The sequence below is a fragment of the Actinomadura sp. NPDC049753 genome (assembly GCF_040674655.1).
GTDB lineage: Bacteria > Actinomycetota > Actinomycetes > Streptosporangiales > Streptosporangiaceae > Spirillospora > Spirillospora verrucosospora.
In genome coordinates this window covers 1-12,775 of the sequence record NZ_JBFARL010000218.1, presented here as the reverse complement: position 1 = coordinate 12,775, position 12,775 = coordinate 1, and the positions used below count along the sequence as shown (strand labels likewise).

Below are 12,775 nucleotides of genomic sequence, written 5' to 3'. Positions count from 1 at the left end.
GGCGGTCGCCGCGAAGCAGGAGGCGCTCGCCGGCCTGCTGCCCGCCAGCGGACGCAAGCCCTTCATCTCGGCCCCGACGCGGCGGGCGCCGCGCCGGTCGTCCGCAAGCAGGACGTTCCGGCCGCACTCGACACCGCGCAGGCCGTCGGCGACCCGCTGGCCGAGCTGCGCGAGCTCACCGGCCTGGAGGGCGTCAAGCACGAGATCGCCCTGCTCGTCGCCGGGACGCAGGCGGCGCGGCTGCGCAGCGAGTCGGGCCTCCGGATCACGCCGCCGACCCGGCACATGGTGTTCACCGGCAACCCGGGCACCGGCAAGACGATGGTGGCCCGGCTGCTCGGCCGCATCTACAAGCGGCTCGGCGTCCTGTCGTCCGGGCACCTGGTGGAGGCGTCCCGCGCTCACCTCGTCGGCGAGTACATCGGGCAGACCGCGCCCCGCACGCGCCGCCTGGTGGAGCGCGCGGTCGGCGGCGTCCTGTTCATCGACGAGGCGTACACGCTGACGCAGTCGCCGCTGAAGGGCGACTACGGGCACGAGGCGATCGCCGAGCTGGTCAAGCTGATGGAGGACCACCGCGACGACCTCGTCGTGGTCGTGGCCGGCTACCAGCAGGAGATGGCCGAGTTCCTCGCCGCCAACCCCGGCCTTGACTCCCGGTTCCCCAAGCAGATCCACTTCCCCGACTACGACGACGACGAGCTGATCACGGTGTTCGGCCGGCTCGCCGCCGCCGACGGCTTCGAGCTGGCCCCCGGCACCGAGGACGTCCTGCGCTCGATGCTGCGCCGCGCGCCCCGCGGCCCGTCCTTCGGCAACGGCCGCCTGATGCGCAACATGCTGGACGTGGCCGTCGCGAACCAGGCCGACCGCGTCGCCTCCGCCGCCGTCGCCCTCGCGGAGGGGACGGCGGCGAAGAAGGGCGGCGGCAGGGACAAGGGCGGCGAGCGGGCGACCCCGACCAGGGAGGAACTGGTCACGCTGACCGCCGACGACCTGCCCCCGCTGCTGGACCACCCCGAGGAGTTCTTCGGCCTCTACCTGTAGGCAAGGCCCCGGCCCACTTCGCTCGCCTGGCGGCTGTGTTTTCGAAGTCCCGGCCCACTTCGCTCGCCTGGCGGCTCGCTACGTGCCCTGGCCTTGGCGAACGCGGCATCGCTTCGCGATCTGCCCGGTTCCGCTCGCCTCCGGCTTCGCTCCACCGGGCAGGTCACGCGTTCGCGCGCTTGGCCGAGGCCACTTCGAAACCCGTCCTGGGCGCGGCCCTGGTCAGGTGGCGAGGTGTTCGGCGGCGGTGAACAGGAGCTCCTCCGCTCCCCGGCGGGTGACGAGCTGCGCCCCGACCGGCAGCTCGCCGCCGCCGTCCGCCGGGACGGTTCCGGCGGGAACGGACAGGGCGGGCAGCCCTAGCACGTTCCACGGCGAGGTGAGGCTGACCAGCAGGGCGGTGAGCGGGCCGAGCCCGACCTCGGTCGCGCCGATCCGGGGCGCGGGGATCGGCATGGTGGGCATGGCCAGCAGGTCGTAGCGGTCCAGCAGCCCGGCGATCTCCTCGGCGTACCGGTCCCGCTCGCGCAGCGCCCGGACGAGCCGCCAGCCCGGCATCCGGGCCGCCTCCTCCAGGCGGGCCAGCGTCGCCGGCTGGTACCGGCCGGGCGCCTCGGCGACCCGCTCGGCGTGGACGTCGTACGCCTCGCTGTACTCGATCGCGAGGAACACCTGCCGGAGCCCGGCGAAGTCGATCCGCTCGGACGGCGCGTCCGGGAACAGGGCGCGGACGCGCCGCTCCACCTCGGGGTCGCACGCCGGCGGCTCGATCCAGGCGACGCGCCCGTACGCCGTGCCTCCGGTGCCGTCGCCGGCCGGGCCGTCCAGGAGGGACGGGACGGCCTCCGCCGGCCCGGTCAGGGCGTGGTAGGCGACGCGGCAGTCGTCCGCGGTGGCGGCGAGGACGCCCACGTGGTCGAGCGAGCGCGACAGGGGGAAGACGCCGTCGGCCGGGATGGCGCCGTGCGGCGGCTTGAACCCGGCGATCCCGCAGAACGCCGACGGGATGCGCACCGACCCGCCCGTGTCGGTGCCGATGGCGAGGGGGACCATGCCCGCGGCGACCGCGACGGCGCTGCCGCTGCTGGAACCGCCGGACATCCGCTCCCGGTCGCGGGGGTTGCGGACCGCGCCGTTGACCGAGACGTCGCCGCTGCCGCCGAACGCGAACTCCTGCGTCCCGGTCTTGCCGACGATGACGGCGCCCGCGTCCCGCAGCATCCGCACGCAGGCCGCGTCGGCCTCGGCGACGTGCCCGGCGTAGTGGCCGGACCCCATGCCGGTGGGCAGCCCGGCGACGTCGATGATGTCCTTCACCGCGACCGGGACGCCGTGCAGCGGCCCCCGGTCGACGCCGGACGCCAGCTCCTCGTCGGCCCACCGGGCGGCGGCCTCGGCGCCCTCGGCGTCCAGGGTCACGAAGGCGTTGAGGTCCTCGTCGACCGACTCCAGGACCCGCGCGACCAGGCCCCGCGCCGACTCCCGGCCCGCGCGCAGGTCGCGCCCGATCCCGGTCAGCGTCCGTCCGGTGAAGAACCCGCCCATTCCGCCTCCTTGCCGCTTACCTGTACTGATCTGCGTAGCATCTCAGACCGCCGGCGCCCCTTCCGTCCCGGTCGTCGCGCGCAATGTGGCACTCTGTCATTAATTAGTCGCTCACGGTCAACCGTTCGCCGCAGCATGCCCGCCGCTCGCCGACCCCGCGCCGGGAAGCGTGAACCTACGCACGAGTAGCCGACAGGCTTCCAGCACCCGGAGGTGACGCTCCCGCCGGTTCGCTGGGGGGCGGGGCGGAGGCCGTGCGCCGTCGCGCCGGCATACCGCCCCTGTAACCGGCGGCGGTCGCACCGAGGTGGGGGGACGAGGTCACGGCCGAGCGCCGTGGCCTCGTTGTCGCCCTGCCCCTGTCGCCCTGCCCGCCGCCGCTCCGGCCGTCCGGGACGTTCGGCCCTAGGCCCGCGGGCACAGGGCTGATGGGCTCTCTTCGACGGTTGAGAACCCCGTTCGTGGGGACGGGATGTCCTCAGGGCGGTCGAGAACACCCGGAGGACGCGCATGACCCAGTCGGGCACCCTGAGCGACGACGAAGTACAACAGATCAACGCGTACTGGAGAGCCGCCAACTACCTGTCCGTGGGGCAGATCTACCTTCTGGACAACCCGCTGCTCCGCGAGCCGCTCGAACGGCGGGACCTCAAGCCGCGGCTGCTCGGGCACTGGGGCACCACGCCGGGCCTGAACTTCTGCTACGCCCACCTCAACCGCGTCATCAGGGCGCGCGACCTCGACATGATCTACATCATGGGCCCGGGGCACGGCGGGCCCGCGGCGGTCGCGAACGCCTGGCTCGAAGGCACCTACAGCGAGGTCTACCCGGAGGTGTCGCAGGACGAGGCGGGCATGCGGCGGCTGTTCCGGCAGTTCTCCTTCCCCGGCGGCATCCCGAGCCACGTCGCACCGGAGACGCCCGGCTCCATCCACGAGGGCGGCGAGCTGGGCTACTCCCTCGCCCACGCCTTCGGGGCCGCCTTCGACAATCCCGACCTCGTGGTCGCGTGCATCGTCGGCGACGGCGAGGCCGAGACGGGACCCCTCGCGGCGAGCTGGCATTCCACCAAGTTCCTCGACCCGGTGCGGGACGGCGCCGTCCTGCCCATCCTGCACCTCAACGGCTACAAGATCGCGAACCCGACGGTGCTGGCCCGCATCCCCGAGGAGGAGCTCGTCCAGCTCCTGGACGGGTACGGCTACCGGCCGTTCCTCGTGAGCGGCGACGAGCCCGCGTCCATGCACCGCAAGATGGCCGCCGCCCTCGACCAGGCCCTCGACGAGATCGCCGACATCCAGCGCGGCGCCCGGGAGGGCGGGGCGTCCGAGCGGCGCCGCTGGCCCATGATCGTCCTGCGGTCCCCCAAGGGCTGGACGGGCCCGAAGGAGGTGGACGGGCTGCCGGTCGAGAACACCTGGCGCTCCCACCAGGTGCCGCTCGCCGGAGTGTGCGAGGACGCCGGGCACCGCGCGCAGCTGGAGGAGTGGCTGCGCTCCTACCGCCCGGAGGAGCTGTTCGACGAGGCGGGCCGCCCGGCGGCCGGGCTCCGGGCCCTCGCGCCCGCGGGCGACCGGCGGATGAGCGCGAACCCGCACGCCAACGGCGGGCTGCTGCTGAAGCCGCTGGCGCTGCCCGACTTCCGCGACTACGCCGTGGAGGTCGGCAAGCCCGGCGCCACCTCGACCGAGCCCACCCGCAGGCTCGGGACGTTCCTGCGCGACGTCGTGCGGGCCAACCCGTCCAACTTCCGGATCATGGGCGCGGACGAGACGGCGTCCAACCGGCTCGGGGACGTCTTCCAGGCCACCGACCGCGTCTTCCAGGGCGGGCTGCTGCCGACCGACGAGCACCAGGCGCGCTCCGGCCAGGTGATGGAGGTGCTGAGCGAGCACCTGTGCCAGGGCTGGCTGGAGGGGTACCTGCTCACCGGGCGGCACGGGCTGTTCAACAGCTACGAGGCGTTCGTGCACATCGTCGACGCCATGTTCAACCAGCACGCGAAGTGGCTGAAGGTCACCCGCGGCCTGCCGTGGCGGCGGCCGATCGCGTCGCTGAACTACCTGCTGTCGTCGCACGTGTGGCGGCAGGACCACAACGGCTTCACCCACCAGGACCCCGGCTTCCTCGACGTCGTGCTGAACAAGAAGCCGGAGATCGTCCGCGTGTACCTGCCGCCGGACGCGAACACGCTGCTGTCGGTCGGCGACCACTGCCTGCGCTCCCGCGACTACGTCAACGTGGTCGTCGCCGGGAAGCAGCCCGCGCTGAACTGGCTGCCGATGGACGCCGCGATCGCGCACTGCACCCGCGGCATCGGCATCTGGGAGTGGGCGTCCACCGACGGCGGCGCCGACCCCGACGTGGTGCTCGCCTGCGCGGGCGACATCCCGACGCTGGAGACGCTCGCGGCCGTCGACCTGCTCAGGCAGCTGTTCCCCGAACTGCGCGTCCGGGTCGTCAACGTCGTCGACCTGATGCGGCTCCAGCCGTCCAGCGAGCACCCCCACGGCCTGTCGGACCGCGAGTTCGACACCCTGTTCACCACCGACAAGCCCGTCATCTTCGCCTTCCACGGCTACCCGTACCTCATCCACCGCCTCACCTACCGGCGGACGGGGCACGGCAACCTGCACGTCCGCGGCTACAAGGAGGAGGGGACGACGACCACGCCGTTCGACATGGTCATGCTGAACGACCTCGACCGGTTCCACCTCGTCATGGACGTCATCGACCGCGTCCCCTCCCTCGGCGCCCGCGTCGCCCACCTCCGGCAGCGGATGGCCGACCAGCGCCTCTTCCTGCGCTCCTACACGCGCGAGCACGGCGAGGACGCCCCCGAGGTCCGCGACTGGACGTGGCCGTACTGATGCGGGTCCTGACGGTCAACCCCGGGTCGAGCAGCCTGAAGGTGAGCCTGCTCGACGCCGACGACACGGTCCTCGCCGAGGACTCCGGCGGCGGCCACGAGATGGCCGGGCTGGTCGCGGACCTGCCCCGGCCGGACGCCGTCGGCGTCCGGTTCGTCCACGGCGGGACCGACTTCACCGCGCCGGTGCGCGTCGACGAGAAGGTCACCGCGCGGCTCCGCGAGCTCGCCGACCTCGCGCCGCTGCACCAGCCCGCCTCCCTGCGCGCCCTGGCCGAGATCTCCGGCGTCCTGCCGGACGTCCCGGCCGTGGCGTGCTTCGACACCGCCTTCCACGCCACCCTGCCGGACGCGGCCGCGACCTACGCGCTCCCCCGCGAGTGGCGCGAGCGGTTCGGGCTGCGCCGCTACGGCTTCCACGGCCTGTCGTTCTCCTACGCCTCCTGGCGCGCCGCCGAGATGCTCGGAGGCGACCCGGCCGGGCTGCGGATGGTGGTGTGCCACCTCGGCGCCGGCGCGTCCCTGTGCGCCGTCGCCGGGGGCCGGTCGGTCGACACCACCATGGGGTTCACCCCGCTCGAAGGGCTGGTCATGGCGTCGCGGGCGGGCAGCATCGACCCCGGCATCCCGCTCTGGCTGATCAAGCACGGCATCGCGCCGGAGGAGGTGAACGACGCGCTCGAACGCGACTCCGGGCTGCGCGGCCTGACCGGCACCGGCGACATGCGCCGGGTCCGCGAGCGGGCCGCCGAGCACGACGCGACCGCCCTCGCCGCCCTGGACGTCTACCACCACCGCCTCCGCGCCTGCGCCGCCGCGATGACCGCCGCGCTCGGCGGGCTCGACGCCCTCGTGTTCACCGGCGGGATCGGCGAGCACGATCCGGCGGTCCGCATGCGGCTGGCCGGGGACCTCGCCCACCTCGGGACCTCGGTCGATCCGGACCGCAACGCGGACGCGGACGGCGACGCCGACGTCACCGCCGCCGGCGCCGCCGTCCGGACGCTCGTGGTGGCGGCCCGCGAGGACCTGGAGATCGCCACCGGCGTCCGGAGCGTCCTGCGACGGGATGGGCCCGCCCGGCACGGCAGGTAGTGCATAAGGTGTAAAGGTGGAGAACACGGCGGGCGCTTCGGAGGGCGCGATCCGCAGGCTGGCGAACATCAAGGCGATCACCGACGAGGCGTTCGCCGCGATGGACGTGGACGAGCTGCTCGACACCCTCCTCGACCGCGTCCGCGCCGTCCTGGAGGTCGACACGGCCGTGGTGCTGCTTCTGGACCGGGAGGAGCGGTTCCTCGTGGCGACGGCCGCCAAGGGCATCGAGGAGGAGGTCGCCCAGGCCGCCCACGTCCCCGTGGGCGAGGGGTTCGCCGGGCGCGTGGCCGCCGAGCGGCGGCCGGTCTACGTGCCGGACGTGCCGAGCTCCAACGTGTTCAACCCGCTGCTCGTCCAGCGGGGCCTGCACTCGCTTCTCGGCGTCCCGCTCGTCGGCGGGGGGACGCTGGTCGGCGTGATGCACGTCGGGACGCTGAGGCACCGCCGGTTCACCGCCGAGGAGACCGAGTTCCTCCAGCTCGCAGCCTCCCGCGTCGCGCTGGCGGTGCAGTCGCTGCTCAGCCGCGCCGAACGCGCCGGCGCGCTGGAGCTGCAGCGCAGCCTCCTGCCGGCCGCGCCCCCGAAGGTCCCCGGGCTGGAACTGGCCGCCCGCTACCGTCCCGGCAAGGCGATCGTCGGCGGGGACTGGTACGACGTGTTCACCCTCCCCTCGGGCGAGATCGGCATCGTCATCGGCGACGTCGCGGGCAACGGGCTCCCGGCGGCCGTCGTCATGGGCCGGATGCGCAGCGCGCTGCGCGCCTACGCGCTGGACAACGACGACCCCGCCGAGGTGCTGCACAAGCTCAACCGGAAGATGCTGCACTTCGAACCCGAGGCGACGGCGACCGTCCTGTACGCGGTGCTCGACACCGCCGCCGGCCGGGTCCGGCTGTCCTCGGCCGGGCACCCTCCCCCGGTCCTCGCGCAGCCGGGCGGCCCCGCCGAGTCCGTGGACATGAAGTTCGACGTCCTGATCGGCCTGGGCGAGGACATCCCCCGCCGGACCCGCACCCTCGACCTCCCGCCGGGCGCCCTGCTCTGCTTCTACACCGACGGGCTGATCGAGCGGCGGGACGAGTCGATCCTGGACGGCATCGACCGGCTGTGCGAGGCGGCCTACGCCGGGCCTCCCGAGGCGGTCGGCGCGGCGGTGATGTCGGCGTTGATCGGCCGCGAGGCGGCCCCGGACGACGTCGCGCTCCTGCTCGCACGCCGCGTCCCGCCAGAGCCCCGAGGCGCCTGATCGGCGCCTGGAGCGTAGCGGAAGGCGCCGATCAGGCTGCTCTTGCCGGGGGGCGTGGGGGGTCGCCCCCCCACAAAGAACCTGACAGGGCGTGGGGGCGTCCCCCGCAAAGACACCGACCCGGGGTCAGTCGGCCGGCTTGCGGGAGGCGGCGCGGGCGCGCTTCTCCTCGTCCTCCAGCAGGGGGCCGATGCGGAACGGGACCTGGTGGGTCAGGACGATCGAGGTGGTGCTGCGGCGGACGCCGGGGCAGGCGAGGATCGAGTCGATGACCTCGTGGAGCTGCTTGCCGTTGGGGGCGACCGCGCGGACGAGGAGGTCGCCCTGGCCGGTGATCCCGAGGACCTCCAGCACGCGCGGGATCGCCGAGAGCGCGACGGCGGCCTCGCGCAGCCGGCCCTGCGCGACCTCCAGGGTGACGAAGGCCGTCAGCTCGAAGCCGATGGCGCCGAGGTCGACCTCGCGGCCGCGGTGGCCGATGACGCCCTCGCGTTCGAGGCGCTCCACGCGGGCGTGCGCGGTGTTGCGGGCGATGCCGAGCTTGGCGGCCAGTTCCGTGACGCCGATGCGGGGCTGCTCGACGAGGCGGCGCAGGATCTGCAGATCGAGGAGAGTGGTACGGGTCACAACGCTCAGCTCCGGCGGGTAACTCGGTTCTGACTTGAGCAATCCGCTCAATTATCGTCCAGCCATCTTGCACTCCGCTCAGCTTAGGCGGCTCAATGCAAGCATGAGCACCAGCGTTTCTTCCTCTCCCCTTCGCGACCGGCTCGAACTGGAGCGCGGCCGGATCGCGATCGGCGGGGTGCACGCCCTCGTCCGCCTGCTGCTGGAGCAGCGGCGCGCGGACGCCCGGCGGGGATGGCGGACCGCCGGTTTCGTGTCCGGGTACCGCGGGTCCCCGCTCGGCGGCCTGGACCAGCAGCTGGCGCGGGACGCGAAGCTGCTGGAGGAACACGACATCCGGTTCGTGCCGGGCGTGAACGAGGAGCTGGCGGCGACGGCCGTGTACGGTTCGCAGCTCGCCGAGCACCTGCCAGGTCCCCGGTTCGAGGGCGTGTTCGGGCTCTGGTACGGCAAGGCGCCCGGGGTGGACCGGTCGCTGGACGCGTTCAAGCACGCCAACTGGCTCGGCACGTCGGAGCGCGGCGGAGTGCTCGCCGTGGTGGGCGACGACCCGTCCGCGAAGTCGTCCACGCTGCCGTCGGCGACGGAGGGCGCGCTCGCGGAGGCGTTCATGCCGGTGCTGGCGCCCGGATCGGTGGGCGACCTGCTGCGCCTCGGGCGGCACGGCTTCGAGATGTCCCGGTTCAGCGGGGCGTGGACCGGGTTCAAGCTCGTGACGGACGTCGCCGACTCCCACGAGATCGTGGACGTCGAGCCGGTCCCCGACCCGGTCCGCCCGGAGTTCGCGTGGCGCGGACGGCCGTGGAAGCCGACCCGCAAGCCGGGCGTCGACCTCCAGGGGACGACGGCCATCGAGACCGAGGTCCTCCAGGGCCGCCTGCTGGCCGCGACGGCCTACGCCGCCGCCAACGGGCTCGACCGGATCGAGGGCGCCGCCGGCGACGCGGTCGTCGGCCTGGTCGCCGCGGGCCGCACCTACGTGGAACTGCGCGAGGCCCTCGACCGCCTGGGGCTGGACGACGATGCCCTGGCCCGCCGGGGCGTCCGGCTGCTGCGCCTCGCGCTGATCTACCCGCTGGACGCGGACCGGATCCGGGAGTTCGCCCGGGGGCTGCGCGAGATCGTCGTCGTGGAGGAGAAGCGGCCGTTCGTCGAGACGCAGATCCGCGACGTCCTGTACGACCTGCCGGAGCGCCCCGCCGTGTACGGCAAGAACGGCCCGGACGGCGCCGGTCTGGTCCCGCCCGACGGGGGCCTGGACGCGGACCGGCTCGTGAAGGCCCTCGCCGTGCTCCTCGCCGACCGCGTCGGCGAGGAGCACGTGGACCTGCGCGACGCGGTGCTGAAGCCCCGCAAGCCGCAGATCAACCTGCTCGCCCCGGCCCGCACCCCGTACTTCTGCTCGGGCTGCCCCCACAACCGGTCGACGGTCGTCCCGGACGGGTCGATCGCGGCGAGCGGCATCGGCTGCCACGTGATGACCGTGTTCACCGACCGCGGCATCGGCACCACGCAGATGGGCGGCGAGGGCGCGATGTGGGTGGGCGCGGCGCCGTTCTCCGAGACCGGGCACATGTTCCAGAACCTCGGCGACGGGACGTTCTTCCACTCCGGCAGCCTCGCGGTCCGGCAGGCCGTCGCCGCCGGCACCAGCATCACCTTCAAGATCCTCTACAACGCGGCCGTGGCGATGACCGGCGGGCAGGCCGCCGACGGCGGCGCCGACCCGGCGGCGATCACCCGGATGCTGCACGCCGAGGGCGTCGCGAAGATCGTGGTGGTGGCGGACGACCCGTCCCGCTACCCGCGCGGGACGGACTGGGCGCCCGGCGTCCGGGTCCGGCACCGCGACGACCTCGACGCCGTCCAGCGGGAGCTGCGCGAGATCCCGGGCGTGACCGTGCTGCTGTACGACCAGGCGTGCGCGGCCGAGACGCGGCGCAAGCGCAAGCGCGGCCTCGTCCCCGACCCGCAGACCCGCGTCCTGATCAACGAGGCCGTCTGCGAGGGGTGCGGCGACTGCGGCACCAAGTCGAACTGCCTCAGCGTGGAGCCGGTCGAGACCGAGTTCGGCCGCAAGACGCAGATCAACCAGACGTCCTGCAACAAGGACTACTCCTGCGTGGACGGCGACTGCCCCTCGTTCGTCACCGTCCTGCCCGGCAAGAAGGTCGAGGCGGCGCGGACCCTGCCGCCGATCGGCGAGCTGGAGGAGCCCGAGACGCGGCCCGAGTCGGCGGACGTGCTGCTCGTCGGCATCGGCGGCACCGGCGTCGTGACGGTGAACCAGGTGCTGGCCACGGCGGCCCTCATCGACGGCCGGCACGCCCGCGCGCTCGACCAGACCGGGCTGAGCCAGAAGGCCGGCGCCGTCGTGTCGCACCTGCGCATCGGGACCGCCGACCTGGACCGGCCGGGCATGGTCGGCGCGGGCGGCGCCGACGCCTACCTCGTGTTCGACTCCCTGGCCGGGACGAGCGAGGCCAACCTGCGCCGCTGCGCGCCGGACCGGACCGCCGCGGTCGTGTCGACCAGCGAGGTGCCGACCGGGCGGATGATCGTGGACACCTCGGCGTCGCTGCCGCCGAGCGCGTCGCTGGTCAAGCGGATCGCCGAGCGCACCCGCGCGGACCGGCTGGTCGCGCTCGACGCCCTCGCGCTCGCCGAGCGCTGGTTCGGCGCCACGACCACGGCCAACTTCGTGGTGGTCGGCGCCGCCTACCAGGCGGGGCTGCTGCCGCTGTCGGCGAAGGCCGTCGAGGAGGCCCTCACGCTGAACGGCGTGCAGGTGGAGGCGAACATCCAGGCGTTCCGCGCCGGACGCCGCCTCGTGCTCGAACCCGAGAGCCGGGACGACGCCGCGGAGCCGGCCGCGCGGGTCGCGCCGCGCCCGCTGGACTCGACGGCGTCCGCCGCGATGGACCTCGTCGACGAGTCCGGCGTGGACGGCGAGCTGGCCCGCGTCCTGCGGATCCGCGTGCCCGACCTCGCCGCCTACCAGAACCTGGCGCTCGCCAAGCGGTACCTGGACGCGGTCCTGCGCGTCGCCAGGGCCGACGAGGCGGCGGGCGCCGGCGGGCGGCGCCTCGCGGTCGCCGTCGCGCGCAACCTGTACAAGCTGATGGCCTACAAGGACGAGTACGAGGTGGCCCGCCTGCACCTCGACCCGGAGCTCGCCCGGCGCGTCGAGGAGCAGTTCGGGCCGGGCTCCACGGTCGCGTACATGCTGCACCCGCCGCTGCTGCGGGCCGTCGGGGTGGACCGGAAGATCGCCCTCGGCCGCACGGCCCGCCCGGCGTTCCGCGCGCTGCGCGCGATGCGGCGGCTGCGCGGCACCCCGCTCGACCCGTTCGGCGCCACGGCGCAGCGGCGCGCCGAGCGCCGCCTCGTCACCGGGTACGTCGCGGTGGTGAACGAGCTGGTGGCCGGGCTGGACGCGGGCGCCGCCGGGGACGGCCGGCACGAGGCCGCCGTCCGGATCGCCGAGCTGCCGGACATGATCCGCGGTTACGAGGACGTCAAGACCGCGAACATCGCCCGGTACGAGGAGAGCCTGCGCGAGCTGCTCGCCGCGTGGCGGGCCGAGCGGTCGCCGAGCCGCGTGTGACGCCCGGGTGAGCGCGGCCGCCGCCGCCCCGGCCGGGTCCGTCGAACCCGCCGGGGCCGGCGGCGCGTACCTCCTGGCGAGCCGGGGACCGCGCCCGGCACCGGAGTGCGACGAGGGTGACGTCCAGTGGAATCGGGCCTGCGGCTGACGGAGCGCTACCGCCTCGTGGAACGCCTCGACGACGGCGGGACCATGGAGGTCTGGCGCGCCTGGGACGAGCTGCTGGGCCGTCCCGTCGCGGTGAAGGCCCCGGCGCCCGCGGGCGCGGGCCCGCAGCGGAGGTTCCGGCAGGGAGTGAACCGCGCCGCCGCGCTCTCCCACGCCGCGCTGGAGACGGTCTTCGACAGCGACCAGACCCGCGACGCGTCCGGACGGCTCGTGTCCTTCGTCGTGACCGAGTTCCTGGCCGGCGAGACCCTCGCCGACCGGCTGCGGCGCGGACCGCTCGCCGAGTCCGAGACAGCCGCCGTGTGCGGCCGGATCGCGGGGGCGCTGGAGGCCGCGCACACCGCGGGCGTGACGCACGGCGGCCTCACGCCGGACAGGGTCGTGCTCGCCTACGGAGACGCCGGCGTCGACGTGAAGGTCGTCGACACCGGCATCGGCGGCCTCCTCCGCGCGCCGGCGGGCGAAGGCGCCGAGACCGCCGACGTGCGCGCGCTCGGCGCCGTCATCGCCGCCTGCGTCGCCCCCGGCGCGTCCGAGCCTCAGGCGCCGGTCAGCAGGCCCTCGCGG

7 protein-coding genes and 1 pseudogene are annotated in these 12,775 nt (G+C 74.1%); 6 read left to right on the top strand and 2 right to left on the bottom strand.

Features of this window, described 5'->3' with window-relative positions:
- On the top strand, nt 1–1,047 hold a 1,047-nt coding region (locus tag AB0K37_RS35125), incomplete at its 5' end, for an AAA family ATPase (RefSeq protein WP_363988513.1).
- A 222-nt stretch (nt 1,048–1,269) separates the two neighbouring features.
- Here the strand turns inward: AB0K37_RS35125 and AB0K37_RS35120 are convergent.
- Nucleotides 1,270–2,592: an amidase gene (locus AB0K37_RS35120; RefSeq protein WP_363988510.1), complete on the bottom strand. Its 1,323-nt coding sequence runs from the start codon at nt 2,590–2,592 to the stop codon at nt 1,270–1,272.
- Between the two features lie 510 nt (nt 2,593–3,102).
- On the opposite strand from AB0K37_RS35120, the gene AB0K37_RS35115 reads away from it, so the two are divergent.
- The 3 genes from AB0K37_RS35115 to AB0K37_RS35105 are packed head-to-tail and all read left to right on the top strand — an operon-like array spanning nt 3,103 to nt 7,806.
- Complete coding sequence (locus tag AB0K37_RS35115; RefSeq protein WP_363988508.1) at nt 3,103–5,463, top strand: phosphoketolase family protein; 2,361 nt, start codon at nt 3,103–3,105, stop codon at nt 5,461–5,463.
- Nucleotides 5,463–6,557: an acetate/propionate family kinase gene (locus AB0K37_RS35110; RefSeq protein WP_363988515.1), complete on the top strand. Its 1,095-nt coding sequence runs from the start codon at nt 5,463–5,465 to the stop codon at nt 6,555–6,557. Before AB0K37_RS35115 ends, AB0K37_RS35110 begins: the two co-directional genes overlap by 1 nt.
- Before the next feature lie 16 nt (nt 6,558–6,573).
- A complete protein-coding gene (locus tag AB0K37_RS35105) occupies nt 6,574–7,806 on the top strand; it encodes a GAF domain-containing SpoIIE family protein phosphatase (RefSeq protein ID WP_363988506.1) in 1,233 nt (410 codons plus the stop codon).
- 126 nt (nt 7,807–7,932) lie between these two features.
- Here the strand turns inward: AB0K37_RS35105 and AB0K37_RS35100 are convergent, their stop codons facing one another.
- Nucleotides 7,933–8,433, bottom strand: a complete 501-nt coding sequence (locus AB0K37_RS35100; protein ID WP_363988504.1) for an Lrp/AsnC family transcriptional regulator — start codon at nt 8,431–8,433, stop codon at nt 7,933–7,935.
- A gap of 103 nt (nt 8,434–8,536) precedes the next feature.
- Here AB0K37_RS35100 and AB0K37_RS35095 point away from each other — a divergent pair, with 103 nt between their 5' ends.
- Together AB0K37_RS35095 and AB0K37_RS35090 are read left to right on the top strand one after the other, a co-directional pair.
- Nucleotides 8,537–12,040, top strand: coding sequence for an indolepyruvate ferredoxin oxidoreductase family protein (locus AB0K37_RS35095; RefSeq protein WP_363988502.1), 3,504 nt, complete (start codon nt 8,537–8,539; stop codon nt 12,038–12,040).
- A 126-nt stretch (nt 12,041–12,166) separates the two neighbouring features.
- Nucleotides 12,167–12,775 (top strand): annotated as a pseudogene (locus tag AB0K37_RS35090) (hypothetical protein); the annotation flags it as partial.